We start from the raw sequence: 26,632 nt of genomic DNA on the forward strand, positions 1-26,632 counted from the left end.
AGCCATTTTCACCGTAACCCGGGTGACAAGGGGAAATCGTCGGCCTGGCGTCCGATTTCTCCGTGCCTTCCCGTCGCTACGGTTGCGCCCATGCCGGAACTCAGTGCGCGCGACGTCGGCCCCTCCGGAATCGAGATCGCCTACGAGCGCTTCGGCGACCCCGTTTCCCCACCCGCCGTCCTGATCATGGGCGCCGGCGCCCAGATGATCAACTGGCCGGATGGCTTCTGCCTTGAGCTGGTGAAACACGGCCTCCAGGTGATCCGCTTCGACAACCGCGATGTCGGCCGCTCCACCCACTTCACCGAGGCTCCCGAACCCGATTTCGCGGCCGCGCTCGCCGGTGACCTCTCCTCCGCCGCGTACTCCCTGTCCGACATGGCCGCCGACACCATTGGTCTGCTCGATGTACTCGGTATCGCCCGCGCGCACGTCGTCGGTGCCTCCATGGGCGGCGCGATCGGGCAGATGATCGCCATCGAGCACCCTTCACGCGCCGCTTCCCTCACGTCGATCATGTCCACCACCGGCGAGCCCGGCCTGGCCGAGGGCAACTTCGCCCCGTTCGCCAAACTCGGCCCGCCACCGCAGGAGCGCTCCGCGTTCATCGAGTGGCATGTCGCCACCACGCGCATCACCGCCTCCCCCGTCCTCGAGTTCGACCTCGCCGGAGCCACCGACCGCGCCGGCCGCATCTTCGACCGCGGCTACGACACCTCCGGCATGCGACGCCAGGGCATGGCCGTCCTCGCCACCGGCGACCGCACTGCGCGGCTGCGTTCTGTGCAGACACCCACCCTTGTGCTGCACGGCTCAGAGGACACCCTCTGCGACATCAGCGGCGGCCGTGCCACCGCCGCGGCGATCCCTCGCGCGGAGTTCGTGGTCGTGGAGGGCATGGCGCACGGCCTCCCGTGGCAGCTCTGGCCCACCCTCGCCACCTCCATCGCCGAGCACATCGCCCGCGCGTCTCACAAGGGCGCCGGTTCCGCGATGGGTTCGAGTTCCGTTTCGTAGCCCCTGCCCCTGGGCGTGGTCCAGAACCTGCCGACCGCCGGCAGGTTCTCGCACGTGCAGTTCGACTCGTGCTTCATCCGGTGGTGGTGCCTGCACTGGCCAGTGACCGGGTCGGTGAGGACGCGCCTCCACGCACCACCGGCCACCACCTCCCGAAGGTCTTGGCCGGCAGGGGTCCGCATCCGGCGAGCACACCGGCAGTTTCCTTGCTCATCAACAAGTCCATCGCCACGTCGCAGCGTTTCCGGTCGAGAGCGCGGTCGTCTTTGGAGGCAGTCGACGCGGTCGAAGATGAGCGCGTCGTCGAGGGCGGGCGGACGGATGTGTAGGTGCGAGTCGGCGCACAAGCGAGGAAATCCTGTTCGACGATCGCCGCGTGGCAGCCGAGAGGACACACACCTGGCCGGGACCTCCGAGCCATGTTCCTTTTAGCCGGGAGACATAAACGATCCTGGCTCACAGGGGGTGTTCCCAGGCGCCCCAACGGTTTCCGGCGCCCGCCGTTGGAAATGGGGGGCAGCTTCACCTGGGGTGCGCGTGCCATGCGCTTCCCGCGAGGGCCGGCTTGCATCCCGTGAGGCCCAAGGGCACGCGCAAGGGGCCCCAGGTCAAGCCGGCCGCACGCCGGTGCCGGCGCGACCTGGAAGCCCAGCCCACGCGACCACAAACCTACGAAGCAGCGAACCCCGGCATCGGATACCCAGCCATGAACTCGGAAACCTCCAGAGCGATCTTGTCGGCATCCTCGCCGACAACAGCCCGCTCAATCCACTCCGCCAGCTGGGGCATCTCTTCCACCCCCAACCCCCGCGTCGTCACAGCCGCCGTGCCCAACCGAATACCGGAAGGATCGAAAGGCTTGCGCGTGTCATAGGGAACGGTGTTGTAGTTCAGCTCGATCCCCGCGCGGTCCAGTGCCTGGGCCGCGGGCTTGCCCGCGATGTCCTTCGACGTCAGATCAATGAGGATCAGGTGGTTGTCCGTGCCGCCGGACACGAGGTCGAACCCGCGCTCCACCAGCGCCTCCGCGAGGGCCTTCGCGTTCGCCACGACGGCGTGCGCGTAGGTGGCGAAGGACGGCTGCAGCGCCTCGCCGAGCGCCACCGCGATCGCGGCGGTGGTGTGGTTGTGCGGACCTCCCTGCAGGCCCGGGAAGACCGCCTTGTCGATGGCCTTCGCGTGCGCGGCGTCGGTCATGATCATCGCGCCGCGGGGGCCGCGGAGGGTCTTGTGCGTGGTGGTGGTGATCACCGGCGCGTGGCCGACCGGGGACGGGTGCGCGCCGCCCGCGACGAGGCCCGCGATGTGCGCGATGTCGGCGACGAGCACGGCGCCGATCTCCTCGGCGATCGCGGCGAAGGCCGGGAAGTCGATGGTGCGCGGGATCGCGGTGCCGCCGCAGAAGATCATCTTGGGCCGCTCGGCCAGCGCGAGGTCGCGGACCTCGTCCATGTCCACCCGGCCGGTGTCCTCGCGGACGGAGTAGCGCACGCTCTCGAACCACTTGCCGGTGGCGGACACGCTCCAGCCGTGGGTGAGGTGACCGCCCATCGGCAGCGCCATCCCCATGACCTTCTCGCCCGGTTCCAGGAACGCCAGGTAGGCGGCGAGGTTGGCGGGCGAGCCGGAGTAGGGCTGGACGTTGGCGTGCTCGACGCCGAACAGCTCCTTGGCCCGCGCCACGGCCAGCTGCTCGACCTGGTCGATGACCTGCTGGCCCTCGTAGTAGCGGCGGCCGACGTAGCCCTCGGAGTACTTGTTGGTCAGGACCGACCCGGTGGCCTCCAGCACGGCGGTGGAGACGTAGTTCTCGGACGCGATCAGCCGGATCTTGTCGAACTGGCGCTGCGCCTCGGCGTGCACCAGCTCGGCGACCTGCGGGTCCGCGGCGGTGAGACTGGGGATGTTCGGTACGTGCACGACAACCTCCGGGCGTGACGAAACGCCTCCGGGGCACCCAGGCGCGCGGTGCTCTCCGGCTCCCGCTCCCCAGTGGTTGATCCCACCCTCGGCGCGCCAGTCGCGAACACGCGCATCCTAGCCGTGGCGCACCCGCGGCCGGAGCAGCCCGTCCAGCTCCGCCGCCGAAGCCGCGAGCCATCCGGCGCCCGCCGCCACGAGGGCACCCGCGCCGTCGACGCCGAAGGTCACGCCGACCGCGCGCATCCCGGCCGAGGAGGCCATCAGCATGTCGTCGACGGCATCGCCGACCACCACGCAGTTCTCCGGCGGCAGGGCCAGCGACCGCGCCGCCAGCAGGGCGGGATCGGCGGAGGGCTTGCCGCGCGGCGTCATCCAGTCCCCGACCACCAGGTCGACCTTGGTGAGCAGCCCGGCCGCGCCGAGCAGTTCCTGGGCCGCCGCCCGGCTCCTGCCGGTGATCACGGCCACCGAGTGCCCGGACGCGCGCAGGTCGGTCAGCAGCTCCGGCATCCCCGGGAACACCAGGCGACCGGCGACGGGCAGGACCCGCTCCCGGAACAGCGCCTGGAACCGGTTGGCCGACAACCGCACCAACCCGTGTCCGGGCGGCACGCCCAGCAGTCCGGCGAGGAAGGGCTCCAGCGGGCGGTCGGCACCGCACCGGATGCGGTGCGCCGGGGGCATCGGCCGCCCGGACCGCGCAACGACCCGGCGGATGAGCGGCACGGCCGCGCCAGGGGTGTCCAGCAACGTGCCGTCGAGGTCGAACAGCACCGCCCCGCATTTGCCCACTCGGATCTCCACTCCAAAAACAATCGGCACCGGTGGCCGAATTCGAAGTGCGAAGCGGACCGCAGATGATCTTCCGGAGTCAAATCACGCCCTGTTATCCTTTCCGCCGTGCGGAAAACCGAGGAGGGTTCGACCGTCGCCGCCGAACGGGCCCTGCGGCTGCTGCGGTTGCTGGCAGGCAATGGCGAGATCCGGTTGACCGAGCTGAGCAGGGAACTCGGCTTGCCGCATTCCACGACGCACCGGCTGCTGGCCACGCTGCGCCGCGAGGGGTTCGCGCTGCAGGACGCGGCCAGCAGGCGCTACGTCGCCGGTCCCGGGATGTGGGAGCTGGGCTGGCTGCTGGACCCGCACGGGCTGCGGCTGGCCGCGCGGCCGCACCTGCGGGCGCTGGCCGAGGAGTTCGGCGAGGCCACGCAGCTGGTCGTGCTGCAGGGCCGGTACGTGGAGTTCCTGGACGGCGTGGAGTCCGAGCGCCAGGTCAGGCACGGGACGCGGCTGGGAAGGCCGCTGCCGTCGCACCTGATCAGCGGTGGTAAGGCGATGCTGGCGCGGTTGCCGCGGGCGATCCTGGACCGGCTCTACCCGGACGAGGAGCTGCTCACCATGACCCCGGCCAGCGTGCGCACGAAGTCGCGGCTGCTGGAGCAGCTGGCACTGGCGCGCGAGCGCGGCTACGCCACCAACGTCGGCGAGACCGAGGCGGGGGTGTGCGCGGTGGGCGCGGCGGTGGTGGACCGCTACGGCCGGGCGCGGTGCGGGCTGGTCGTGGCGGGCCCGGACACCCGGCTGCTGCCGGAGGACCTGCCGGTGGTGGGCGACCGGGTCGCCGAGGCCGCCCGCCTGATGGCCGAGGAACTGCGTTTCGACGATGTCTCCGACCGGCTCCGCTAAGCGCTTTTCCGGCTGACGGAAATCGTTCTTGCCCGCCCGGAGACGGCGCGCGTAGTTTTCCGGCATGACAGCGGATCTGCCCCACGCGAAGAATTGGATCGACGGTTCCTGGAGGAACTCCAAGCGAATCGGGCGCACCGCCGATCCGGCCACCGGCGAGGTCATCGGCAGTTTCGCCGACGCCGGCGCGGAGGAGGCCGAGGCCGCCGTCGCCGCGGCCCGGCGGGCCTTCGAGACCACGGGCTGGCGCCGCCACCGCGAGCGCCGGGCCGCGGTGCTGCTGGAGCTGGCCGACCGCCTCGTCGCCCGCGAGGACGAGGTGATCGGCCTGCTGGCCAGGGAGAACGGCAAGACGGTGCACGACGCGGCGATCGAGTTCGGCGTCACCGTGCCGAAGCTGCGGTACTTCGCCGCGATGGCGCTCACCGACGCCGGTCGCTCCGCGGAGGTCGCGCCCGGTCTGCACGCCTCCAGCCTGCGGGAGGCGGCCGGGGTCGCCGGGATCATCGTGCCGTGGAACTCCCCGGTCGTGCTGGCCGTGCGGTCGCTGGCGCCCGCGCTCGCGGCGGGCTGCACCGCGGTGGTGAAGATGCCCGCGCAGACCGCGCTGGTCAACAACCTGGTCGCCGAGCTGGTGGCCGCGGTGCCGGACCTGCCCGCCGGGGTGGTGAACGTCTTCACCGAGAGCGGCGACGCGGGCGCGCGGGAACTGGTGGCCTCCCCCGACGTCGACGTGATCAGCTACACCGGCAGCACCGCCGTCGGCCGGATCATCGCGGCGAACGCGGCGGCCACCCTCAAGCCGGTCTCGCTGGAGCTGGGCGGCAAGGGACCGATGATCGTCTTCGCCGACGCCGACCTGGACGCCGTGGTGCCCGTGCTGGTCAAGGGGATCACCACCTTCTCCGGGCAGTTCTGCATGGCGGGCAGCCGGGTCCTGGCCGACGCGGGCATCGCCGACGAGCTGCGGCAGCGCCTGACCAAGGCGCTGGAGGAGGTCCGCATCGGCCCGGGCGAGGACCCGTCGAGCGAGATGGGCGCGCTGATCGACCACGCGAACGTGGGCCGGGTCGACGAGATGGTCGAACGGGCGATCGCCGAGGGCGGGACGGCGCTGCTGCGCGGCGGGCCGATCGAGTCGGGACCGTTGGCGCGCGGCGCCTTCTACCGGCCGAGCCTGATCGAGGTCGCCGACGTGCGGGCGCCGATCGTGCAGCGGGAGGTCTTCGGCCCGGTGGCCACGTTCGAGGTCTTCACCGACGAGGCCGACGCGATCGCGCGGGCCAACGCCACCGAGTACGGCCTGTCCGCGAGCATCTGGACGCGCGACGTGGACCGGCCGCGCCGGGTCGGCGCCGAGCTGCGCGCCGGCACGGTGTGGACCAACACGTGGGGCGTGATCGCCGACCAGTTCGAGGAGGGCGGGATGAAGCAGAGCGGGCTCGGCCGCCTCAACGGCGTGCGCGGGCTGGAGGAGTTCCAGGAGACGAAGACCTACCTCCACCGCTTCGGCTAGCCCTTGACCATGACACCGGTGACAACGTCTACCGTCGCCGCATGGATCTTCAGGTGGTTCTACCGGACGAGTCGGCCGAGATGGACCCGCACCACTTGGCCGAGCTGGCCGTCGCGGCGGAGCGGATCGGGTACCGCGCGGCGTGGCTGCCCGACCACCTGCTGCCGCCCGGGCAGTACGGCGACGGTCGCTACGGCGGTGTCTACGAGCCGTTGGTGTCGCTGTCCTACATCGCCGCGCACACGAGCACGATCGGGCTCGGCACCTCTGTTCTCGTGCTGCCGATGCGGAGCCCGTTCGTGGTGGCGAAGCAGGCGGCGACGCTGGACCGGCTCTCTCGGGAACGGCTCACCCTGGGTGTCGGGATCGGGTGGGACCGCACGGAGTTCGAGGCGGTCGGATCGGACTTCCGCACCAGGGGTGCTCGCACGGACGAGGCGATCTCCTTGCTGCGCAAGCTCTTCGACGGCAGTCACGAGGGCGGGGTGTTCGAGCCGAAGCCGCGCAGGCGCATCCCGATCATGGTCGGCGGGACCAGTGAACCGGCGCTGCGGCGCGCGGCCACGCTCGCCGACGAGTGGCAGGCGGTCGGCCTCTCCCCCGCCGAGTTCGCGCAGCGCTTGGAGCGACTGCGCGAGCTGGGCGGGCACGGGGTCCGGGCGACCACGCGGATCGCCTGGGAGGGCGGCGCAGCCGAGCTGGCGATGGCGGTCGAGCAGACGCACGCCTTCACCGAGGCGGGCGCGGAGGCCGTGGCATTGTGGTTCGGCGCCCACGAGGGCTTCGCCGAGCGCATGGTCGAGTTCGCCGAGGCGCTTCGATGACGGAGGTCTTCCCGCATCGCGCGGTGCGGGACATCTCGACGCGCGGCGGGACCGTCAGTGCCTGCGCCGCGGACTACGTGAACTTCAGCCTGGACTTCGAACCGCTCGGCTCCGCCGGGTACGAGTTCGTCACGAAGGTCGACGGGCTCGACGAGCACGAGCGCGAGGTGCACGAGGAGTGCGCACCGTCGATCCTGTACGGCGTCCTGCTGAACTTCACCGGCGCGGGGATGAACGACGACCTGATCCCGGTCGGCAGGCTGGACAACGCCGAAGACGGTCCGCTCATCGCGGTGCGCGTGGTGCTCACCCGCGCTCGATACCACCTGGTCGACTCGGCGCCCTACGCCCACCGGCACGCTGGCTGGCGCGCGGCGCGCAAGGCACGCGAGGAGCTGGCCGGGGAATCATCAGGCGCAGGCACCGGTTGAACCGGATATGAAGATTCCCGGCCCGGATCACCCCATCACCGTGACACCGTCGACCGATCGCGTGGTCGTGCGCGTGGGTGACCGCGTCATCGCCGACACCTCGAAGTCCCTGGTGCTCCAGGAATCCACCTACCCGGCGGTGCGGTACATCCCGCTCGACGACGTCGACCGCACGCAGCTGCGACGCACGGAGACGAGCACCCACTGCCCCTACAAGGGCGACGCGGCGTACTACACGATCACCGGTGAGCCTGAGCTGACCGACTCGGTGTGGGTCTACGAGCAGCCCTACGAGGCCGTGCGGGCGATCGCCGGACATGTCGCCTTCTACCCCGATCGAGTCTCCATCGCAGTCGACTGACCACGGCATGGCACGATCCTCACCGCCGGCCGCTACGCCATCCGTGAAGGACGACTGATGAACCCCGAGCACAACCCCGCCCCCATGCCGCCCTACCCCGGTCAACCGCCGATGATGCAGCCGCAGCCGGGCACCTCGTTCGGGCGCTGCCTCCTCGCGTCCCTGGTGTGGTACGGCGCCGTGTTCGTGGTGCTCTTCGCGGTCCTCGGCCCGCCCGCGTCGGGCTACGTCCTGGGCCTGGTGGCCGGCCGGTTGCTGTTGCCACTGCTGCTCTCCGGGCTCATCACGTGGCTGATCTTCCGGCGCAAGCGGACGCACTTCGGCATCCTCGTGCTGACGTCGCTGCCGTTCTTCCTCCTGTCCGGGGCCGTCTTCGGCGCGCTGCGCATCGCGGGCAGGACCTGACGCCGTGCTCTCGGTCGTCGAGCTGGCGGCGCACTCGGACCTGGTCCTGAGCACCGCCTCCTGCCAGGACGACCACGAGGCGTGGTCACCGGCGGAGTCCAGTGGGGACTGGTACCGCCTCGTCCTGGTGCGGCGCGGGCGTTTCCGCCGTCACGTGCGGGGCCTGACGATGTGCGCCGACCCGACGACCGGTTACGTCAGCGCGCCCGCCCAGGAGGAGCGGTTCGCCCATCCCGCGGGCAGCGACGCCTGCACGTCGATCAGCCTCTCCCCCGCGTTCTGGCAGTCCCTGGCCGGTGACGGCGCGCCGCCGCTGCACGGGCTGCCCGTCGACGCGGAGCTGGACCTGGCCCACCGGCGCGTGCTCGCGTCCGGCGAGAAGGACTACGGCCTCGTCGAACGGTTGCTGGACCTGGTGGGGACGGCGCTGCGGCGAGTTCCGGACACCCCGCGCTGGGTGCTCCGGGACGCCGGGCTGGTCGACCGCGCCCGCGCGGCGATCCTCGACGACGCCCCGGAAGCGGCGGACCTGATGAGCCTCGCCCGCCTGCTCGGCGTCTCGCCGTACCGGCTGAGCCGGGTGTTCTCCCGTTCGGCCGGGATGTCGATCACCCGCTTCCGCAACACCGTGCGCGTGCGCCGCGCCCTCGACCGCCTCGAAGGCGGTGACGACAGCATCGCCGCGATCGCTGCGGACCTGGGCTTCACCGACCAGGCGCACCTCAGCCGCACGGTGCGCGAGCACGTCGGGCAGCCGCCGTCCGCGCTCCGCAGGCTGCTGCGGCCGCAAAAATGTACAAGCCGTGCGGGGACCGAATCGCGAAGCTGAGCCCATGACCGCGATTCGACTCGAAGTGCAGCTCGACCTCGACGCCGACAGCGCGTGGGAGGTGATCGGCGACTTCGCCGCGGGGCCGGCCCGCATGGCGCCCGGCTTCGTCGCGAAGTCGTTGCGGGACAAGGATTCCCCGGACCTGCGCGAAGTGACCTTCACCAACGGCCTGGTCGTGCGGGAGCGGCTCGTCACGCGCGATGACGAGCGTCGCCGCATCGACTACGGAGTGATCGGCGGGACGGTGACCCCCGAGCACGACGACGCGGCGTTGCAGGTCTTCCCGGACGGCGAGCGGAGCCGTCTGGTGTGGACGCGCGACGTCCGGCCCGCGGAGCTGGCCGATCAGTTCCGGGCGGCGATGGAAGAGGGCATCCAGGTCATCGCCCGCACTCTCCGCGCTCAGCCCAGTTCGTAGTCCAGCCACACGCGGTGCGTGCCGTCCTCCTCCACGGTCAGCCCGCCGGTACCGGTGATGCCCGCCAGTTCACCGGTACCGCTGCCGGGCACGATGACGAAGTACTCGCCGGAGCGATCACTGCCGGTCGTGGTCGCGGAGTGCGCGAAGTTGAACGCGCCGGAGCGCCCGTTCACCGTGCCCTCGAAGGACTCCATGGCCACGTAGGTGCCCACGCCGGTCGCGTGGTCGTAGGCGGAGGTGAACAGGGTCGCCGCACGACCGCTGACCTCCCCCTCGAACTTCTTCTCCATGGTGGCGACCCCCACCGGCACTCCGGTGGAGACGGCGGGGGCCGGGAGATCGGTGGGCACGAACGCTGCGACGGTGAACGTTGCGGAGGCTCTCATGCGCCCGATCCTAAGAACGGGGTATGACAATCGCTCAGACGAGCGCGTCCCGCGCGTAGAGGCTGCAGCCGGAGATCGGGCCGCCACGGCTGACGCACTTCCACTCCGTCGCCCAGCCGTGGTGCAGCTGCTCGCGTCCCTCGCCGTCGCAGTCGCCCAGGCAGACGCGCACGCCGACGAACTTCCACTCGCCGGTCGCGGGCGGGACGTGGACCTCCAGCTTGACCAGGTTGCCGCCGCCCGTGCGCGGCGTGCACCGGTGGTCGAGCCAGAGGTTCTTCTTCACCCCGTTGGTGCCAGCAGTGTCGCAGTGGCGGCCCGGCGTGTAATCCCCTGCGAACACCCATCCGGGTCCGCCGTCGGCGAGGGCCGGGGCAGAACCGGCCAGCCCGGCGGCGACCACGGAGGACGCGACCAGCGCGGCTCGAATGGAGAAGTTCACCAGGGCTCCTTCCAACTCGGCAGTTCCCCACCACCGCAGCCAGAGGTTCGATCTTCAACCAGGCGCGCGGCGATCTTTCGGAGCGGCTCGAAGGGAGGCGCCCTAAGGTGGCCGGATGACAACCGCAGTGATCACCGGGGCCGCCAGTGGGATCGGCCTGGCACTGGCCGAGGCCTTGCACGCCAAGGGAACCCGGCTCGTGCTGGCCGACGTGGACGCCGATGGGCTCACGATCGCCACCGACCGGCTCCGCGCCACCGGCGTGGTGGCCGACGTCGCCGACCCGGCCGCGATGACCGCGCTCGCCGACCAGGCCCCGCAGGCGCGCCTGATCTGCCTCAACGCCGGGATCGTCGGATCCGCGGTCGGTGCGCCCTGGGAGGTTCCGCCCGAGGACTGGGACCGCGTGTTCGCCGTCAACGTCGGCGGGGTCGTCAACGGGCTCCGCGCCTTCGTGCCCCGGTTGCTCGCCGCGGGCGAACCGGCCCACGTGCTCGTCACCGCGTCCCTGGCCGGACTCACCGTCTTCCCCGTGGGCGGCGCCTACTCACCGTCCAAGCACGCGGTCGTCGCGCTCGTGCAACACGCCGCGCTGGTGCTTGCCGACACCCCGGTGCGGATCAGCATGATCTGCCCAGCCCTGGTCGAGACCGGCATGTCGCCGATCGGAGTCCCCGCGTCCAGCGTCGCGACCGATGCCCTCAAGGCCATGGACGAGGGCGTCTTCGCCGTGGTACCCGAGGAGTGGCACGCCGCCGTCGTCGACCGTGCCCAGCGCGTCGTCGCGGGGCTGCCCCCGACGATGCCCGGCACCTGAGGCTCAGCTCGCCTGCCAGTGCCTGCCGCGCCGGGGCCGACAGTGCCGCCCTCGGTGCGAGGTGGTCTTGGGGGCGGAGAACTCCGCAGCGGTGATCCGCATCAGCACGAGGTAGTTGATCCGCCCGCGCAGCACCTCGGTGTCGCGCAGGCGGTCCTCCTCGCGGAACCCGAGGATCGCGTGCAGCGACAGCGAGGCCATGTTGCCGCCGTGGATGCTGACCTCGCACGAGTCGTAGCCACACCGCTCGAACATGAACCCGAGCAGCGCCGTGATCGCGTCACCGGCGTAGCCGCAGCGCCGGTGCTGCGCGCCGATCCCGATGCCGTAGCTGAACCGGTCCCCTGCCGGGACGGTCCACATCGAGCCGACCAGCATCCGGCTGCGCAGCGTCTCGATCGCGAACTGGACGTCCTCGCCCCCGGAGTCCGCCCGGTGCGCCGCCCAGTGCCGGTAGCCGCCGACCCGCGTCGCGTCCCGGTCGAACCCGCGCAGGGTGCGCCCGTCGGCCGGGGCGACCGCGCGGAGCCGGACCTTGGCACCGGTGACGCCGGACAGCTGCGTGATCATCGCGGCCGATGGTACTTGCCGGAGCCGGGCGCGCGGCTCCTGCTTCCAGTTCCTCTTCCTGCTCCTTTCGGCGGGATCGGCCATCTCGCGCAAGGCCACACCTTCGAGTGGTCGGCGACCCCGTCACGGCACCCGGCCGCCGGTGATCCGGATCATGGCCGTAGGCGTTCTGCCGCGCGGTGCTCACCGTCCTCTGTGGAGTGGCACCGGCGCATCCGATCACCGGGAAGCGAGCATCACCCACGTGTCAGTCGACCCGCTCACCGTCACCGCCCGTGCCGAGGACGACCGCTGGCTCGTCGCCTTCTCCGGTCCGGTGGACCTGGCGACCCGCGCCCCCTTCACCGCCGCGCTCGACCGGGCCGCCGAACGCGGCGAGCGCGCGGTGGTGCTCGACCTGACCGCGGTGACCTTCATGGGCTCGACCGCGCTGTGGGGCCTGGTGCGGCTGCACCAGCGGTTGCGGGAGCAGAACCGCGACCTGCGGCTGGTGGCCGCGCACGACGCCGTCCTGCTCCCGCTGCGGGTGACCGGACTGGACGCCGAGTTCGCCGTCACAGCCCCTTGAGGAAGCCGGAGTCGACCGCGAACTCCGCGCCGGTCGTGCTCGCCGACCGCGGGGAGGCCAGCAGCACCACCGCGTCCGCGACCTCCTGCGGGTCGGCGAGCCTGCCGGTGCTCAGCCGCATCATCTCCGGCACCAGGCTGTCCATCACGGTGTCGCGATCGGTGCCCGCCTGGGCCGCGATGGTGTCGGCGACACGGCCCTCCTCCGTCCACCACGCGGTCCGCACCGGTCCCGGGGAGACTGTGTTGACCCGGATGCCCCGCGGCCCGAACTCCTCGGAGAGCACCTTGGTCAGGTTGTTCATCCCCGCCTTCGCCGCGCCGTAGTCGACGTTGATCGGCGACGGCTGGCGCGCGTTGCCCGAGGAGACGTTGACGATCGAACCGCCCCCGCGCTCCAGCATCACCGGGAGCACCGCACGGATCGCCCGCACTGCCGAGAACAGGTTGAACTCGAACATCGCCCGCCAGTCCGCGTCGGAGGCGTCCACAAAAGACGAACGCGGCAGCGACACCCCGGGCGGCGGCCCACCGGCGTTGTTCACCAGCACGTCCACCCCGCCGTGCAGCCGGACCGCCTCGGCGATCACGCGGGCGGGCGCCTCCGGGTCCATCAGGTCGGCGGGCACGTGCACCAGGCGGTCGTCGGCGAGCGCGTCCAGCTCAGGGCTGGTGCGCCGGGACGTCGCGACCACCCTGGCGCCTTCGGCCAGCAGCGTCCTGGTGACCGCGAGACCGATGCCCTTCGACGCGCCCGTGACGATGGCGACCTTGTTGTCGAGCTTGAGATCCATGGGTTGTCCTTCTCGTTGCTGCGGGAACACCCAATGTTGTTCCGCGGCAACGGGAAAGTCCGGCGCCAATCGGCCATGGCGGCGCGGGGCTCGACGGCCGATTCCCGCCGGTAATGCCGTGGCGAGCGCGTGCCGAACCCGCTTGTATGCGTCCGCCTGTCCGCACACCGAGGAGTTCGCCCATGTCGTGGTCACAGGTGGCCGTCGCCGCGGTCAACGGCATCGCACCGCCACCAGGCGGGCTGGTCGTGGTCCGTGATCGGTGCGGCCGCCCTGACGCCGTGAACGCGGTGGTCGTGGAGCTGGAGCGGCGCGGTGTGACGGCGGTGGTGGACGCAGTCCCGGACGAGGTGTTCGCGAGCATCCTGCGTGGCGCGGAGCCTGAGCTGATCGAGCACTTCGGCACGCATCGGGCGGCGATGCTCGAACGCGCCGATGGCGTGATCTCCCTCGGCGCGCAGAAGCCGGACTTCGAAGGGGTCGAACCCGAGGTGCTTCAGGCGTTTCTGCGCGCGCGGGAGGTCATGGGCGAGGTCGAGGCGCGACGACGGTTGCCGTTCCTCGTCGTGGCCGTGCCGACGTCGAAGCTGGCGCGGGAGGTGGGGTGGTCGATGGCGGAGCTGGACGAGGCAGTACTCCCCGCGATCGCCGCCGACCGGCGGGAGCTGGCCGACGCGATCGAGCGCGCCACCGCCGAGCTGGACGGGCCGCGGTGGGTGCTGGAGTCACCGGGCTGCCTGCTCACGGCCGACCGGGATGGCCGGGAACTGCTCTCCGACGACGGACACGTGTCCGAAGTGGACAGAGCGCGGGGTGCGACGACGAGCAACCTGCCCGCCGGATCGGTGTACTCGACGGTGGTCGAGGAGTCGGTCCGGGGAACGGTGCGGCTCCAGGGCGACGTCGTGCTGACCTTTGCGGACGGCCGGGTCACGGACGGCCCGGAGCACCTTCGCGGCGAGCGCGTCTCGCACATCGGCATCGGCCTCAACCCCGCCGCGCGACCCGTCGGGTGGGTGATCAACGACGAGCACCAGGTGGGTGCGGTTTTCCTTGCCCTGGGCGACAACCGCTATCTGGGCGGCCGGAACGCGTCGACGCTCAACGAGGACTTCGTGGTCGACCGGGGCCGGCTAGGTTGTCGGTGATCCGGGTCAGGCAGGTCATGAACGTCGCGACCTGTTCCTCGGTCAGACCGCGCACCGCGTCCGCGTTGACCCCGGTTCCCGCGCGGGCCAACGGTTCCCGCAACTCCTCGGCGCGCTCGGTGAGGAACACGAGCACCTGGCGGGCGTCGGTGGGATGGCGCTCGCGGCGGATCAGGCCGTCGCGTTCCATCCGCTGCAAGGTCTTCGCCATGGTGGGCTGTTCCACCCGGACCTGACGGCACAGTTCCGCCTGCGTCAGGCCGTCGCGCTCGTAGAGCGACAGCAGCGCGGGGAACTGGCCGGGCACCACTCCGTAGCGCTCGACCCGCTCGCGCAGGGCCTGTTCGAGCACGCGCGCCGTCAGGTTGACCTGGTAGCCAAGCGATTCGGCCCGGATCAGCTCCACTTTCTCCCCCGTCTCGTGACCGCGCGGCCGTCGCGGAAGTTCAGTCCCAGCAACGTCAGGTTCAACAGCCCCGCGGCCACCTCAACGTACTGGATCACCCGGAACCGGCCGCCGAGGTCCCCCGCGGCGGCGAGGCGGTCGAGCACCACCGCGCACGGCACCAGCACGAGCACGCCGACCGAGGCGACCGCGATCATGCGGCGCGTCTTGCGCACGACGAACGGAGCCCGGCTGCGCCCGGCGAGCGTGCGCCCGCTCGCCCCGGCCGCGGCGAGCGCGGGTAGGAGCACGAAGAGCCCGAGGGCGATCCCGCGTTTGGCGGCCGCGATCGCGGCGTGATTCCCGCCCAGCTCCACGGTGATCGTGACCACCTGGAACGCCAGCACGACGACCAGCGCCAGCGACGAGGCGACCAGGTGGACACGGAGGGCGACTGCTCGAGTCATATACATAGCTTGCTATGGGCAAGGCGAGGCGTCAACCGGCGAACTCGTGGAGGTGGTCACGCACCCACTCCCGGTACGTGCGCGCGGGGACACCCGTGACGTCTTCCACCGTGCTGTACACCGGCTGCGACGCCTCACCCATGGCGGCGTAGGCGCTCAAGATCTCCTCAGCGGCGCGCTCCGGGATCCCGCCGTCCACCATCTCCTTGAGCACCTGCTCCCGCGGGATCTCCACGAAGCGCAGCGGACGCCCCAGTTCCTCGCCGATGATCCGGACCTGCTCGCGCTGCGTCAGCGACTCAGGCCCGGTCAGCACGTACTTCACCCCCTCATGCCCCGGCTCGGTGAGCGCACGGACCGCTACCGCGGCGATATCCGCCTCGTGGATCAGCGATCGCGACGCCGAGCCGAAGGAGTCGCGCACGACATCGCCCGCGCGGATCTGCTCGCCCCAATCCAGAGTGCCACCGGCGAAGCCGCCCGCCCGCAGGAAGGTCCAGTCCAGCCCGGAGCGCTCGATCTCCCGCTCCACTTCGGCATGGACGACGTTGATCGCATCCGTCGCGACCTCAACTCCGGCGGAGGACAGGTAGACGACCCGCCCCTTCAGGGCTGCCAGCACGTCGCGCACCCCGTCCGCGGAGTCGAAGGGCCACATCAAGAACACTGCGTCAGCACTGACGTCGAGCGTCTCCGGCCTGGTGAGATCGCCGCGAACGGCTCGGACCCCAGCGGGAAGGGGCACCTCGGAGCGCACGAGGGCACAGACCTCCACGCCGTCCAACTGAGCCACGACGTGCCTGCCGACCTTGCCTGTCGCTCCCACCACGAGAATCCTCATGGGTACACCGTACGCATCGGGTACGGTGTACCCAACCGGTTTCAGGAGGTCCCGTGGCCGAGGTGATCTGGTCGCGTCCCGAGCGGACGCAACCGCACCTGTCCCGCTCGAAGATCACTGCGGCCGCGATCGCGCTGGCCGACGAACGCGGGGTGGACGCGCTGTCCATGCGGCAGCTCGCCGCGGAGCTGGGCTGCGGCACCATGTCGCTCTACCGGCACGTGCGCACGAAGGACGAGCTGCTGGACCTGATGGTCGACGCGGTGGTCGGCGAGGGCCGCGCGGACCTCCGGCCCACCGGGGACTGGCGGGCCGACCTGCGCCGGATCGCGCACGCCGAACGGGAGGTCGCGCTGCGCCACCCCTGGGTGCCCCGGCTGATGGCCACGCGCTCGTTCCTCGGGCCGAACGTGGTGGCGGCCATCGAGTCCGCATTGTCCTCTGTGGACGGTCGAGGGCTCGGCACCGCGGAGATGGTGCGAGTGATCGACACGGTCACCGCGTTCGTGCACGGGTTCCAGAACTCGTTGCCGCGCCTGGAGGACGTGCACTACCTGAAGAGCCTGGTGGACAGCGGCGAGCACCCGCGCTTCGCCCGGATGGTCGAGGAGAGCGACAGCCACTCCGATCGGGACGCGGCGTTCGAGTGGCAGCTGGAGCGGGTGCTGGACGGACTGGCCACCGTGCTCGGCTGAAGGCCCGGCGTAATTCGCTTGCCACGCCCACACAGCGGCGATCCACTGTGCCGATGGAGATCCGTACGACCACTGATCAGGACCACGACGTCTTCGTCAACACGCTGCACATCCCGTTCGGACGCTTCCCGGACACGCCCAACGCGGAAGGCGGCGGGGTCTGGTGGGCGGCCCTGGAGATGGACCGCAATCTGATGGCCGTGGCGGACGGGCGTCCCGTGGGCACCGCGGGCTCGTACTCCTTCGAGCTGACCCTGCCCGGCGAGGTGGTCATCCCGGCCGCGGGCGTGACGTGCGTCGGCGTGCTGCCCTCGCACCGCCGCCAAGGCGTGCTCAGCGCGATGATGCGCTACCAGCTCGCCGACCTCCGAGCCCGGGGCGAGGCGATCGCCGTGCTGCTGGCCTCCGAGTCGGTGATCTACGGCAGGTTCGGCTACGGCCCGGCGACGTACACCCAGCGGCTGACCGTGCCGCGCCACCGGGCTGCCTTCGCCCCGTCGAGGGCCGAGGCCGCGGCGAGCGGTTCGATCGAGCTGCTGCCACGTGCGGAGTGCTGGAAGATCCTGGAAGAGGTCTACGACCGCTACCGCCGCGCCCAGCCCGGCGCGCTGTCCCGGCCGCACCGCTGGTGGGAGGTCGGCGCGGGCCAGCCCCCGATCTCATCGTTCCCGCGCCGCGTCGCCATCCACCGCGATGCCGACGGTGTCCCGGACGGCTACGCCAGCTACTCGCTCACCGAGCCCGACACGTTGACCGTCGACGAGATCATCACCGCGGACGACGCCACGTACAGCGCCCTGGCCCGGTTCGCGCTCGGACACGACCTCGTCACCAAGGTCGTCTTGAAGCACATCCCGCTGGAGCACCCACTGCGCTGGCAGTTCGCGGACTTCAGCGCGCCTCAGGTGAGCGACCACACCGAATGGCTCTGGGTGCGGCTGCTCGACGTCCCGCGCGCGCTGACCACTCGTGGCTGGCTCACCGACGGCGAGCTGGTCCTCGACGTCGACGATCCGTTCCTCGGTGAGCACAACCGGTACTTGCTGACCATTCGCGACAACAAGGCCGAATGCGTCCGGACCGACCGCGAACCCGACCTGTCGCTGGACGTGCGCGACCTGGGCGCGATCTACCTCAGTGGCACCACCCCGAGCACGCTCGTGCGCGCCGGGCACATCCGGGCTCACCACGCGGAGGCGGCGAAGCACGCCGACACGCTCTTCCGCGCCGACCGCGCGCCGCACTGCCTGCACTGGTTCTGACCGCGCGGGCCGCGCTCACCAGGTGATCGGCAGCGACTCCGGGGGTGCTTCAGCGGAGCCGAACCGGAGCCGGATCTCCTCGGCGGGCGCGGCCAGGCTCAGCGTCGGCAAGCGGCGGCCCAGCACTTCGAGCGCGACTTCGAGTTCGAGCCGGGCGAGCGCGGCACCGACGCAGAAGTGCGGGCCGTGGCCGAAAGACAGGTGCCGCACCCGTTCGCGCTCCGGGTCGAAGCGCTCGGGCTCGGAGAAGGCGTCCTCGTCGCGGTTGGCCGAGGCGATCGACACCATGACGACGTCGCCGTCGCGGATGAGCACTCCGCCCAGCTCGACGTCGGCGATCGCCCGCCGCGAGCGCAGGGCGTCGCCGAAGGTGGCGAAGCGCAGCAACTCCTCCAGCAGCGCCGGGTCCACCGCCCGCATCTGTCCACAATGGACAAGCAAGGTGAGCACCGCGCAGCCGATCCCCGCGACCATCGTCTCGTAGCCGGTGACCAGCAGCGTCGCCACCAGCTTCACCACCGCCATGTCGTCGGGGGAATCGGCGGCCAGCGCCGCGATCAACCCCTCCCCGGAGGCCGTGCGCAGCTGGGCGTGGACGTTGTCCAGCAACTCCCGTTGCGCGCGCGAGACCTCGTCGTCGGAGAAGCGGGCAATCGACAGCACCGTCTCCGCCCACCGCGCGTAGCGGCGGTGTTCGTCGACGGAAACGCCCAGCAGAGCGCAGATCACCGACATCGCCAGCGGCTCCACGAACACCGACATCAGGTCGTCGCCGGGTTCGAGGTCGTCGACCAGCCGCTCCGCCAGCCCGACGACCACCGGGCGCAGCGCGGCGATCCGGCGCGGGGTCAACGCCCCGGTCAGCCGCGCCCGCAGCGCCGTGTGCTCGGGCGGATCGGTGGTGAACAGCAGTCCTGACAGCAGCTCACCGCGCCGGGTCCGCGCCGCGCCGCCGTCGAGCAGTGCCCGTTTGCTGAAGCGCGGATCGGCCAGCACGAACCGCGCGTCGTCGTAGCGGGTGACCAGCCACGCCAGATCCCCGCTGGGCAGGCGGATCCGGCACACCGGGCGCTCGCGGCGCAGCCGCCGGTAAGCCGGTGCCGGGGCGGTCAGCTCAGCTCTGGGGAAGGGGTAGGGCACCGGGTCCAGCTCGGCAACCACTCGCCCTCCGCCTCGATCCACGCGGGTCGGCCGCCGTGGTGGATCACCCAACCCCGGCCGCGCAACCAGCTCTCCGCGCGCTCCCTGGCCGTGTCCAGCTCCACGGTCATCACGATCACCGGCACCCGGCCGGGCCCGAGCGGCAGCGGCTCGGTCACCGGCTGGGCGCCGAAGAACCGCGCCGCGGAACTGGCGGAGGCCAGGCTGGTCAGCACCAGCCTACGGGCCCGGGTCCGCGCCGCCCACCAAGTCAACGAGGCGTGCACCAGCGCTGCCGAGACGCCGAGCGAGCGGTGGCTCGGGATCACCACCTCGCGGCCCACCACGGTGAACCCGCCGCCCGGGGCGGCCTCCTCCGGCAGCAGCTCGCGCAGCTCACCGAAGTCGTCCCGCAGCTCGCCCCAGACAGGCGTGTTCGGCACTATCCGCATGCTGCCGACGGGCAGCTCCGCCCCGGGTGCCTTCGCCTTGCGCTCCAGGCACAGGAACTGGGCCGCGCGCTCGTCGTAGGCGTCCCAGACGGCGACGCCAAGCCGGTGCAGCATGGATTCGTAGTGCCGGCGCCGCATCTCCAGCACGTCATTTCGCCGCGGCAGGCTGTTGGCGACCCGGAGCAGGAGTTCACGGTCCTGTTTCCGGTAAACCGCGATCAGCGGATCGAGGGCGTCGAGCGCCGCCGCACTGCGATCGAACAGGTCTTTCTCACGCAGCATTTACTTAACGTATTCCGGGAGCACCCTCGGCGGCCAGCAACCGACACTGAGAATTCCCAGGGAGTACGCCTTGGAGACCAGAGCCGGCCGGTTCGACACGCCGAGCTTCCGGAACATCGTGCTGACGTGGTATTCCACGCCCTGCCTGCTCAGGTAGAGCCGCGACGCCATCTCGACCGCGGACACGCCCGCCGCGACGCCCTCCAGGATCCTGGCGTCCAGATCGGTGAGGATCTTGGCCTGGTCCGGGGCGGGCCGCGCCTCCTGGCGGTCCTCGGCCTCCGGGCGGATCACCACGACCACCGCGCCGACCCGCCCGTCCGGGGCGTGCGCGGCGATTCCGGTCAGCTCACCGGCGAAGACGCTGCCGTCCGGGCGCATCGCCACCATCCGGTCACCGAAGCTGGTCCGCTGCCCGTCGACCAGCCTGGTCAGCTGGCGGCGCAGGTTGGACTCCACGCTCGGGTGCAGGAAGTCCTGGAAGCGGCGGCCGTGCACGGTGGCCGAACGCCTGCCGAACTGCCGGAAGAAATCGGCGTTGGCGTCCCGGACCCGCAATTCCGGGTCGAGGTTGGCCATGCACATCCCGGAGCGCTCGAAAAGCGGCTTGTACAGGTCGACCTGGCGCGACAGCGGCGCGGGCGACCAACGCTTGGGCAGCTCAGCGGGGACTCGTCCAACGCCTTCTCCGGCGATCTCTCTTGCCACGACAGTCATCAGAACCACCCCACTGATCCCCAGAAACAGATTGGCCTTCGGCCGGTGCCGTAACGGCTTGTCCGCCGTCGGTGACAAATGAAGGCTATGTATTCACTCGAACGGCTTCAACTGGCATACGGACCAACCACTAACACTGTGGTCGGACCGTCGGCACGGTTCGGTGCACCGGGTGCGGGCGGTTGGTTCGGTACGGTCACCCACGCCGACCGAAGATCACTAAAGGATGGCATTTCCGCAGCTCAAAGCCGATTTCAGCTTTGTTGATCAGCCGCGCGGTCGATCATGGGGGATGCGGTTGTACCTCCTGCGACTCAGCCGGTGTAGTACTTCGGGATGATCCTCAACGACAATTCCCGGTTAAATGTGAGTGAGCACCGGTGGCGTGTTCCCGTCCGCCCATCAGAGAAGTCGAATCATCCTCAAGTCAGTGCGAGGCCCACGCGGGCATCCGGACATCATCCCCGGGGCTGATCCGGCCTTCACCAGCGCTCCGGGCGCCGCCGCGGCGCCCGTCCGGGCCGGATTCCCCCGTCCTCACCTCCCGCGAACCCGGTCCCGGACAGCGAAAACCGCCGCCAACCCCGCCGGTCGGGCGTGGTTCGCGACGGTTTTCGGTGGGGTTGGGCGGAGGTGAGGACCGGAGAACCCCGGGCTCAGGCCGGCCCGGGGCGCTGTCCGAGGGCGGCGGCGAGGCCGGCCCGGCCGGGGACCGCCAGCTTGCGGTAGGAGTTGGTCAGGTGTTTCTCCACCGCCCGCAGGCTGACACCGAGCACGTCGGCGATCTCCTGGTTGGTCCCGCCTGCGGCGGCCATGCCCGCGACGCGCAGTTCCGTCTTGGTCAGCGTCGCGTGCTGCGCCCCGCCGACCGGGGCCGGAGCCGACGGCGACTCGGGGGCGGCCAGCTCCACGAGCGGCCCGGCTTCGCACGCCTGCGCCAGCGCCCGGCTCTCCCGCAGCAGCCGGTCAGCGCTCGCGTCGCCGCGCTCCTGGAGCCGGGATCCCAGCTGCGCCAACGCTTTCGCCAGCTCCAAACGGTCGCAGGAGGTGCGCAGGAGATCCACGGCGTCGCCCAGCAGCTCGATCCCGCGCGGCCCGTCGTGCAGCGTGGCCTGGGAACGCAGCGCGCGACCCGCGGCGGCCGGGGCACCCCACGCCACCGCTCGCGTGGCCTCCTCCTCGATCAGCTCCGCGGCCACGGCGTGATCACCGGCCTGCCGGTGCACCGCTGCTGCCCAGCCCCGCCACGGGTAGACCGCGGGGTTGTGCCAGCCAGCCCGCTCCATCCACTGCCCCGCGTCGAGCAGGTACTCCAGCGCCGCGTTCGGTTCACCGTCGACGGCGAGCAGCAACCCCGACAGCACCTGGCGCATGGCATGGTGCGCGACGCCGTAGTGGGTGCGCCCGGACCGCTCACCACTGCGGGCGAGCAGCCACCTCGCGAGTTCGGCGTCGTTGGTCTCCATGGCGATCGTGGTCAGCGCCGAGGACGCGAGCGTCGTCGCCTCCACCCACTCCGCGTCGACCAGCTCCAGCGCCTCGATGCCGCGCGCCCGCGCCTTGCCGATGCTGCCCGAGCACAACAGCACCAGCGCCTGCTCGGCGTAGATCCACGTGCTGCCGACGGTCGCCTGCTGCCGCTGCGCCTGCTCCAGCGCGATGTCCAGCCACGAGGAGAGGACCTTCACCGAGTCGGCCGCGGCGAGCGTGCTGACCAGCAACGGCAACGCGGTGTGCACGTGCGAGGCGGTCGCGGGTTCGCGCTCCAGGACGCGGTTGGCCTGCCTGACGATCTCCGAGGCGGGCAGCTTCTGGCTCATCATCGCGGCGTAGAGCAACACGGCGAGCAGTTCGCGCTCCGAGCCGGTGCTGGTCCCCGGGGTCGGGCCCATCGCGAGCAGCCGGTCCACCGCCTCGGCCAGCTGCGCCGGATCCTCCTGCCCGGTGTAGCGCAGCCGGGCTTCCAGGCGCAGCGCCAGTTCCCGCTCCGGACCGGCGAGCTGATCCGGATCGCCCAGCTCCGCCGCGACCTGCCGGACGAGATCCCCCACCGGCAGCGGTGCCGCGTTGAGCACCGAGGGCGCGATCCGCACCACCGCGGCCGCGCGGTCCTTCGCGGTGGTCAGCAGCGGAACCGCCTGCGAGATGTGACGAACCGACGCGGGCGGGTCGAACCCGCGTTCCGCGGTCGCGAGATCAACAAGAAGCATCGCGCGGTCCTCACCGTCCGAGGAGGAGTCCACGAGTGCCCGGCGCAGATAGCGGGCCGCGACCTCGGGCGCACCGCGCCGCAACGCCGTGTGCGCCGCCGAGCGCAGCACCTCGATCGCCCAGCTGTCCTGCGGCGCGGTCACCGCGAGCAGGTGCGCCGCGACCTGCTCGGCCGGATAACCGCAGCCGTGCAACAACCTCGCGGCGCTGATGTGCACCCGCGCGCGTTCCTCGACGGTCATCGACTCCTCGACCGCGTCCTGCACGGTGAGGTGGATGTAGCGCGGCACCGGCCCCTCGGCCAGCAGTCCGAGCCGGTCGAGCACCCGCACCGCCTCCGTGCATCCGACCGAGTCCAGCCCGGCCAGCCGCCCGATCAGCTCCAGCTCCGCGTGCTCGCCGAGCAGCGCCATCGCGTTGGCGAACTGCCGGATCGGCTGCGGCTGCGAGCGCAGGCACGCCACGAGGCGGTCGCGGAACATCGAGGGGCCGAGCATCCTGGCGTTCTCGATCTCCTCCGCCACCGGGTGGCGCTTGCCGACCAGCATGTTCAGCAGGATCGACATCAGGAACATCGGGTTGCCGCCCGCGATCTCGTGCACGGCGGCGACGAAGACCTCCTCGCCCGGCTCGCCGAACTGCTCGCGGACCAGTTCCCTGGTCGCCGACAGGCTCAGCGGCCGTGGGTGCAGCGTGCGGGTGGCGGAGCCGGTGATCTCGGAGATCAGCGGCTGCTCCGAACGCGGGTCGCCCTCGCGGACGCTGACCACCACGGTCACCGGCAGCCGGTCCAGCCGCTTCACCAGGTAGCCGAACCACCGCAGCGACGGCGCGTCCACCCACTGCAGGTCGTCGACCAGGATCAGCAGCGGGTGGTCCGCGCTCATGTTCGCGGCCAGCGCCTGCAGCCCCTGCAACACCGCCTGCGCGACGGCGGCGGGCGCGCGGCCCTCGGTCGGCGGGCTGTCGTCGGCGAAGGCCAGCCGCGCGAACCCGGCGGCGTGGTCCAGCCAGCGCTGCCGGGTCTCGTCGGAGGCGACGGCCAGCGCGGGCTCGAACAGCTGGCGCACCACGCCGAAGGCGAAGTCCTGCTCCAGCAACGCCCCGCTGGCCTGCAACACCTTGGCCGCGGGCGCGGCACCGCGGGCACTGGCCCCGGCCAGCTCGCCCAGCCCGTGCATCAGCTCCGTCTTGCCGTTGCCGAGCGGACCGGTGATCACCAGCAGCGAGCCGTTGCCCGCCCCGGCTCGGCGCAGCGCTCCGGCCACCACGCTCAGCTCGGTCTCCCGCTCCAGCAACACGGCGACTACTCCCCCCTGCCCCGGTGGCCGAACGCGGCCACCAGCTCACCCCGGCCGGAGAGGCCGAGCTTGCGATAGATCCGGTTCAGGTTCAGCTCGACGCCCCGCCTGCTCATCGCCAGTTCCCCGGCGATCTCGGAGTTGGAGCGGCCCCGCGCGGCCAGCTCGGCGATCCGCCGCTCAGGCTCGCTCAGCCCGCTCAGCACGGGCCTGCTCCCCGACATCGCCTGGAGCGCCGTCTCGCCCAGCAGTTCGCCCGCCTCGGCCAGCAGCGCCTCGGCCTCCTCGTGCGCAGTGTCGGCCAGCACGTGCGCGGCGGCCATCAGCGTGCCGCCGAGGAACTTCGGCTCGCCCCAGGTCCTGGCGTGCGCGAGGTCCTCGGTCAGCAGCCGCTCCGACTCCGCCTGCTCGCCGATCGCGTGCAGGGCGAGCGCGGCCGTGGTGCGCCACGGGATCACCGCCGGGTTCACGACGTGGTGGTTCAGCAGCCGCCTCCCGCACTCCAGCAGATCGGCCACCGCCGCCGCGGGTTCGCCGACGGTGAGGTGGAACCTGGCGCGGGCGAACAGGAAGTGGCACCACGACACGCCTTCGGTCGCGCCGAGCGGCAGCTCCGCGGCGAACTCGGAGAGCACGCGGCCCGCCGCCTCCGGGTCGCCGTGCTCCAGGTGCAGCACCGCCTGCACGGACACCACCGAGGGTGCGCAGAACGGGCGCCAGTCCCGCACCGGCAGCTGCCGCAGCGCCTCGGCGAGATCCCGCTCGGCGTCCTTGATCCGGCGCATGCCCAGGCACAGCTCCGCGCGCAGCATCAGCACCGGCGCCAGCACCGTGCTCACACCGATCCGCCGCGCCTCGATCAGCACCTGGTCCAGCGCGGCGAGCCCGTCCGCCCAGTCCTGGGTGAGCCCGAGCGACCGCGCGGCGGCCATCCTCGGCGCGATCGGCGTGCCGCCTCCGGAAACGGGCACGCCGGAGGAGGTGCGCAGCGCCGCCCGGGCCAAGGCGCGCACCTGCTCGAGGCCGCGGCCGTGCATGGCCTCCCGCCAGGCCAGCACCCCCGCCTGCGCCGGATGCGTTGTCGTGTGGGCGTCGTCGGTGACCGTCGGCGCCATCCGGCCCGGCGAGAACGGTTCGTCCTCGGCCACGATGTCGGAGAGCCAGTACAACGCGGTCAACGCGCGGTCGTACGGCGGGGCGGCCCGGCGCAGCGCGATCGCGAGGTGCTGCCGGGCCACCGTGGACTCCCCGCCCATCACCAGCAGATCCGCCGCCGTGCGCCGGTACTCGGTGACTTCGGGCCCGCCCGGCCCGCTGATCACCTCGGCCAGCAGCCGCGCACCCGCGACGGGCCGCCGCCCCAGCTCCGCCGCGGCCAGCTCGATCATCAGCCGCGCCCGCGCGGGCTCGCTCAGCGGTTCCTTCAACGCGCGCTGGAGGAACCTGCTCGCCTCGGCGGGCCGCGTGCCGTCGCGGTCGCGCGCCGCCGCCCGGCTCAGCAGATCCGCCGCCCACGGCTGGCCGATCGGTGACGCGCCGAGCAGCATTCCCGCGACGTCGAGGTCCGGGATCGCCGAGCGGTGCCCCAGCTCGGCCGCCGCCGCGTGCAGCTCGGCCCGCTCCGGCGCGGGCATCCCGGACAGCACCCGCGCCGCCGTGATCGGATCGGACAGCTCGGGCTCCTCCCCCGGCCGCACCAGCCCGACACCTTCCAGTCGGGCCAGCGCCTCCGACTCCGGCATGGTGCGCAGTCCGGCCAGTGAGCACACCAGCCGGAAGTCCAGCCGCGACCCGCACACCGCGAGCGCGCGCAGCAGCCCCACCAACTCCTCGGGCAGCACCCCGGTCAGCCGCGCGACGCGGTCGCCCAGCTCGGTGGCCACCGTCTCGTGCAGCTCCGCGACGTGGTCGATGACCGGAGCCAGCCCGGCGCGGGCGAACTGCCGCAGCACCGCGCGCACCAGCCACACCTGCCCGCCGGTCACCCGCAACAGCTCGCGGCTGAAGTCCTCGTCCAGCGGCCCCGGGCAGGCGGTGGCCAGCAGCATGTTCACCCCGGCCGGGCTCAGCGGCCCCGGGCGCAGCAGGTGCGCGGCCACCGACCCCGCCCTCGGCGCGGCCAGCTCGGTGATCGCGGGCAGGCCGATCGGGCGGCAGCCGTCGTTGCCCGCGACCACCAGCAGCAGTGGCACCTCGCGCAACCGGCGGGCCATCGCGCGCAGCCACCGCGCGGAGAACGGGTCGGCCCAGTGCGCGTCGTCGACGACCACCAGCAGCGGCTCCCGCCGGGCCAGGCCGAGGAACTCCCGGCACAGCGCGGGCAGCACCGCCGACTCGCGCGCGCACTCCGCCCACCGCACGTCCGTCCACACTGGACAGTCCTCGGTCGGGAATGCGGACAGCAGCTGGGAGACCATGCCGTAGCGCAGCTCGGACTCGGTGCGCGAACCCCGCGCCGAGCAGACCCGGATGCCCGCCGCCTCGGCCAGCGCGATCGTCCTGCGCACCAAGGCCGTCCGCCCGGCGCCGGGCCGGTTCTCGATCACCACCAGCGCGGAGCGGCCGAGCGAGAGGCCGGTGACCGACCGGCTCAGCACGTCCAGTTCGGCGCCGCGGTCGACCAGCAGGTCCAGTTCGTCCTCGTCGCGCCAGCCGCGGCGCCGCGTTCCGCGCTCGGCCACCGCGCTCACGGCCACACCTCGCGGGCTCGGTGCGCCGCGAGCGGCGCTGCTGCGTCGA

28 protein-coding genes and 1 riboswitch are annotated in these 26,632 nt (G+C 71.6%); of the genes, 14 read left to right on the plus strand and 14 right to left on the minus strand.

The genetic code is table 11. The features are described 5' to 3' along the window. Positions 1-90 precede the first annotated feature (90 nt). Positions 91-1,017: an alpha/beta fold hydrolase gene (locus BLT28_RS09620; protein WP_030432589.1), complete on the plus strand. Its 927-nt coding sequence runs from the start codon at positions 91-93 to the stop codon at positions 1,015-1,017. 669 nt (positions 1,018-1,686) lie between these two features. Here BLT28_RS09620 and glyA read toward each other — a convergent pair. Next, a complete protein-coding gene (gene glyA / locus BLT28_RS09625; protein ID WP_030432590.1) occupies positions 1,687-2,937 on the minus strand; it encodes a serine hydroxymethyltransferase in 1,251 nt (416 codons plus the stop codon). Between the two features lie 28 nt (positions 2,938-2,965). Beyond that, a riboswitch (ZMP/ZTP riboswitch) is annotated at positions 2,966-3,051 on the minus strand. Between the two features lie 3 nt (positions 3,052-3,054). Next, on the minus strand, positions 3,055-3,744 hold the full coding sequence (locus BLT28_RS09630) for an HAD family hydrolase (protein WP_162184921.1): 690 nt from the start codon (positions 3,742-3,744) through the stop codon (positions 3,055-3,057). 96 nt (positions 3,745-3,840) lie between these two features. On the opposite strand from BLT28_RS09630, the gene BLT28_RS09635 reads away from it, so the two are divergent. From BLT28_RS09635 to BLT28_RS09670, 8 genes are all read left to right on the plus strand, one after another. Next, positions 3,841-4,626 (plus strand): IclR family transcriptional regulator, encoded by a 786-nt coding sequence (locus BLT28_RS09635; RefSeq protein ID WP_052407988.1) that lies wholly within the window; start codon positions 3,841-3,843, stop codon positions 4,624-4,626. Positions 4,627-4,690: 64 nt separating this feature from the next. Continuing rightward, complete coding sequence (locus BLT28_RS09640) at positions 4,691-6,142, plus strand: aldehyde dehydrogenase family protein (RefSeq protein WP_030432593.1); 1,452 nt, start codon at positions 4,691-4,693, stop codon at positions 6,140-6,142. Positions 6,143-6,183: 41 nt separating this feature from the next. Continuing rightward, positions 6,184-6,966 (plus strand): TIGR03619 family F420-dependent LLM class oxidoreductase, encoded by a 783-nt coding sequence (locus BLT28_RS09645; protein ID WP_030432594.1) that lies wholly within the window; start codon positions 6,184-6,186, stop codon positions 6,964-6,966. Then, entirely contained in the window at positions 6,963-7,397 is a 435-nt protein-coding gene (locus tag BLT28_RS09650; protein WP_030432595.1) for a translation factor GTPase family protein, read from the plus strand. Before BLT28_RS09645 ends, BLT28_RS09650 begins: the two co-directional genes overlap by 4 nt. A 40-nt stretch (positions 7,398-7,437) precedes the next feature. Continuing rightward, entirely contained in the window at positions 7,438-7,758 is a 321-nt protein-coding gene (locus BLT28_RS09655) for a DUF427 domain-containing protein (protein ID WP_456318820.1), read from the plus strand. Between the two features lie 57 nt (positions 7,759-7,815). Beyond that, positions 7,816-8,163 carry a hypothetical protein gene (locus BLT28_RS09660; protein WP_030432597.1) on the plus strand — a complete coding sequence of 116 codons (348 nt, stop codon included), beginning with the start codon at positions 7,816-7,818 and terminating at the stop codon, positions 8,161-8,163. A gap of 4 nt (positions 8,164-8,167) precedes the next feature. Continuing rightward, positions 8,168-8,992 carry a helix-turn-helix domain-containing protein gene (locus BLT28_RS09665; RefSeq protein WP_030432598.1) on the plus strand — a complete coding sequence of 275 codons (825 nt, stop codon included), beginning with the start codon at positions 8,168-8,170 and terminating at the stop codon, positions 8,990-8,992. Between the two features lie 4 nt (positions 8,993-8,996). After that, positions 8,997-9,413 (plus strand): SRPBCC family protein, encoded by a 417-nt coding sequence (locus BLT28_RS09670; protein ID WP_030432599.1) that lies wholly within the window; start codon positions 8,997-8,999, stop codon positions 9,411-9,413. On the opposite strand, the gene BLT28_RS09675 is transcribed toward BLT28_RS09670, so the two are convergent. Both BLT28_RS09675 and BLT28_RS09680 read right to left on the minus strand, forming a co-directional pair. Continuing rightward, entirely contained in the window at positions 9,398-9,802 is a 405-nt protein-coding gene (locus BLT28_RS09675) for a DUF3224 domain-containing protein (RefSeq protein ID WP_030432600.1), read from the minus strand. The genes BLT28_RS09670 and BLT28_RS09675 overlap by 16 nt on opposite strands. Before the next feature lie 34 nt (positions 9,803-9,836). Further along, the gene (locus BLT28_RS09680) at positions 9,837-10,244 is read right to left on the minus strand and encodes a hypothetical protein (protein WP_030432601.1); all 408 of its coding nucleotides are present in this window, start codon (positions 10,242-10,244) and stop codon (positions 9,837-9,839) included. A gap of 115 nt (positions 10,245-10,359) precedes the next feature. Here BLT28_RS09680 and BLT28_RS09685 point away from each other — a divergent pair, with 115 nt between their 5' ends. Next, positions 10,360-11,061: an SDR family NAD(P)-dependent oxidoreductase gene (locus BLT28_RS09685; RefSeq protein WP_043813559.1), complete on the plus strand. Its 702-nt coding sequence runs from the start codon at positions 10,360-10,362 to the stop codon at positions 11,059-11,061. A gap of 3 nt (positions 11,062-11,064) precedes the next feature. Here the strand turns inward: BLT28_RS09685 and BLT28_RS09690 are convergent, their stop codons facing one another. After that, complete coding sequence (locus tag BLT28_RS09690) at positions 11,065-11,631, minus strand: GNAT family N-acetyltransferase (protein WP_043813575.1); 567 nt, start codon at positions 11,629-11,631, stop codon at positions 11,065-11,067. A gap of 244 nt (positions 11,632-11,875) precedes the next feature. Between BLT28_RS09690 and BLT28_RS09695 the strand changes: the two genes are divergently transcribed. After that, complete coding sequence (locus BLT28_RS09695) at positions 11,876-12,199, plus strand: STAS domain-containing protein (RefSeq protein ID WP_052407989.1); 324 nt, start codon at positions 11,876-11,878, stop codon at positions 12,197-12,199. Here the strand turns inward: BLT28_RS09695 and BLT28_RS09700 are convergent. Further along, positions 12,186-12,992 carry an SDR family NAD(P)-dependent oxidoreductase gene (locus tag BLT28_RS09700; protein WP_030432605.1) on the minus strand — a complete coding sequence of 269 codons (807 nt, stop codon included), beginning with the start codon at positions 12,990-12,992 and terminating at the stop codon, positions 12,186-12,188. The two genes, BLT28_RS09695 and BLT28_RS09700, sit on opposite strands and share 14 nt — an antisense overlap. Positions 12,993-13,174: 182 nt before the next feature. Here BLT28_RS09700 and BLT28_RS09705 point away from each other — a divergent pair, with 182 nt between their 5' ends. Next, complete coding sequence (locus tag BLT28_RS09705; protein ID WP_030432606.1) at positions 13,175-14,140, plus strand: aminopeptidase; 966 nt, start codon at positions 13,175-13,177, stop codon at positions 14,138-14,140. On the opposite strand, the gene BLT28_RS09710 is transcribed toward BLT28_RS09705, so the two are convergent. The 3 genes from BLT28_RS09710 to BLT28_RS09720 are packed head-to-tail and all read right to left on the minus strand — an operon-like array spanning position 14,094 to position 15,833. Then, the gene (locus tag BLT28_RS09710; protein ID WP_043813561.1) at positions 14,094-14,546 is read right to left on the minus strand and encodes a MarR family winged helix-turn-helix transcriptional regulator; all 453 of its coding nucleotides are present in this window, start codon (positions 14,544-14,546) and stop codon (positions 14,094-14,096) included. The two genes, BLT28_RS09705 and BLT28_RS09710, sit on opposite strands and share 47 nt — an antisense overlap. Beyond that, on the minus strand, positions 14,537-14,992 hold the full coding sequence (locus BLT28_RS09715; protein WP_030432608.1) for a hypothetical protein: 456 nt from the start codon (positions 14,990-14,992) through the stop codon (positions 14,537-14,539). Before BLT28_RS09715 ends, BLT28_RS09710 begins: the two co-directional genes overlap by 10 nt. A gap of 31 nt (positions 14,993-15,023) precedes the next feature. Beyond that, positions 15,024-15,833 carry an NmrA family NAD(P)-binding protein gene (locus tag BLT28_RS09720; RefSeq protein WP_030432609.1) on the minus strand — a complete coding sequence of 270 codons (810 nt, stop codon included), beginning with the start codon at positions 15,831-15,833 and terminating at the stop codon, positions 15,024-15,026. Positions 15,834-15,886: 53 nt separating this feature from the next. Between BLT28_RS09720 and BLT28_RS09725 the strand changes: the two genes are divergently transcribed. Together BLT28_RS09725 and BLT28_RS09730 are read left to right on the plus strand one after the other, a co-directional pair. Further along, positions 15,887-16,528, plus strand: a complete 642-nt coding sequence (locus BLT28_RS09725) for a TetR/AcrR family transcriptional regulator (protein ID WP_030432610.1) — start codon at positions 15,887-15,889, stop codon at positions 16,526-16,528. A gap of 53 nt (positions 16,529-16,581) precedes the next feature. Next, positions 16,582-17,790: a GNAT family N-acetyltransferase gene (locus BLT28_RS09730; protein WP_030432611.1), complete on the plus strand. Its 1,209-nt coding sequence runs from the start codon at positions 16,582-16,584 to the stop codon at positions 17,788-17,790. A 15-nt stretch (positions 17,791-17,805) separates the two neighbouring features. Here the strand turns inward: BLT28_RS09730 and BLT28_RS09735 are convergent, their stop codons facing one another. From BLT28_RS09735 to BLT28_RS09755, 5 genes are all read right to left on the minus strand, one after another. Next, the gene (locus tag BLT28_RS09735; protein WP_043813563.1) at positions 17,806-18,951 is read right to left on the minus strand and encodes a cytochrome P450; all 1,146 of its coding nucleotides are present in this window, start codon (positions 18,949-18,951) and stop codon (positions 17,806-17,808) included. Then, positions 18,900-19,664, minus strand: coding sequence for a hypothetical protein (locus BLT28_RS09740; RefSeq protein ID WP_030432613.1), 765 nt, complete (start codon positions 19,662-19,664; stop codon positions 18,900-18,902). Before BLT28_RS09740 ends, BLT28_RS09735 begins: the two co-directional genes overlap by 52 nt. Then, complete coding sequence (locus tag BLT28_RS09745) at positions 19,665-20,381, minus strand: helix-turn-helix transcriptional regulator (protein ID WP_081900704.1); 717 nt, start codon at positions 20,379-20,381, stop codon at positions 19,665-19,667. A gap of 656 nt (positions 20,382-21,037) precedes the next feature. Then, entirely contained in the window at positions 21,038-23,893 is a 2,856-nt protein-coding gene (locus BLT28_RS09750; RefSeq protein WP_030432615.1) for a helix-turn-helix transcriptional regulator, read from the minus strand. Positions 23,894-23,898: 5 nt separating this feature from the next. Then, positions 23,899-26,583, minus strand: coding sequence for an AAA family ATPase (locus BLT28_RS09755; protein ID WP_162184922.1), 2,685 nt, complete (start codon positions 26,581-26,583; stop codon positions 23,899-23,901). Positions 26,584-26,632: the final 49 nt, after the last annotated feature.

The sequence above is a fragment of the Allokutzneria albata genome (assembly GCF_900103775.1).
Taxonomy (GTDB): Bacteria; Actinomycetota; Actinomycetes; order Mycobacteriales; family Pseudonocardiaceae; genus Allokutzneria; species Allokutzneria albata.

Bases quoted from the DNA above. Each gene is read 5' to 3' on its own strand.
- BLT28_RS09700 (WP_030432605.1), bottom strand. From the start codon at position 12,992: ATGGATCTCAAGCTCGACAACAAGGTCGCCATCGTCACGGGCGCGTCG.
- BLT28_RS09730 (WP_030432611.1), top strand. From the start codon at position 16,582: ATGGAGATCCGTACGACCACTGATCAGGACCACGACGTCTTCGTCAAC.
- BLT28_RS09685 (WP_043813559.1), top strand. From the start codon at position 10,360: ATGACAACCGCAGTGATCACCGGGGCCGCCAGTGGGATCGGCCTGGCA.
- BLT28_RS09675 (WP_030432600.1), bottom strand. From the start codon at position 9,802: ATGAGAGCCTCCGCAACGTTCACCGTCGCAGCGTTCGTGCCCACCGAT.
- BLT28_RS09620 (WP_030432589.1), top strand. From the start codon at position 91: ATGCCGGAACTCAGTGCGCGCGACGTCGGCCCCTCCGGAATCGAGATC.
- BLT28_RS09645 (WP_030432594.1), top strand. From the start codon at position 6,184: ATGGATCTTCAGGTGGTTCTACCGGACGAGTCGGCCGAGATGGACCCG.
- BLT28_RS09715 (WP_030432608.1), bottom strand. From the start codon at position 14,992: ATGACTCGAGCAGTCGCCCTCCGTGTCCACCTGGTCGCCTCGTCGCTG.
- BLT28_RS09745 (WP_081900704.1), bottom strand. From the start codon at position 20,381: ATGACTGTCGTGGCAAGAGAGATCGCCGGAGAAGGCGTTGGACGAGTC.
- BLT28_RS09640 (WP_030432593.1), top strand. From the start codon at position 4,691: ATGACAGCGGATCTGCCCCACGCGAAGAATTGGATCGACGGTTCCTGG.
- BLT28_RS09690 (WP_043813575.1), bottom strand. From the start codon at position 11,631: ATGATCACGCAGCTGTCCGGCGTCACCGGTGCCAAGGTCCGGCTCCGC.
- BLT28_RS09740 (WP_030432613.1), bottom strand. From the start codon at position 19,664: ATGCTGCGTGAGAAAGACCTGTTCGATCGCAGTGCGGCGGCGCTCGAC.
- BLT28_RS09650 (WP_030432595.1), top strand. From the start codon at position 6,963: ATGACGGAGGTCTTCCCGCATCGCGCGGTGCGGGACATCTCGACGCGC.
- BLT28_RS09705 (WP_030432606.1), top strand. From the start codon at position 13,175: ATGTCGTGGTCACAGGTGGCCGTCGCCGCGGTCAACGGCATCGCACCG.
- BLT28_RS09660 (WP_030432597.1), top strand. From the start codon at position 7,816: ATGAACCCCGAGCACAACCCCGCCCCCATGCCGCCCTACCCCGGTCAA.
- BLT28_RS09720 (WP_030432609.1), bottom strand. From the start codon at position 15,833: ATGAGGATTCTCGTGGTGGGAGCGACAGGCAAGGTCGGCAGGCACGTC.
- BLT28_RS09670 (WP_030432599.1), top strand. From the start codon at position 8,997: ATGACCGCGATTCGACTCGAAGTGCAGCTCGACCTCGACGCCGACAGC.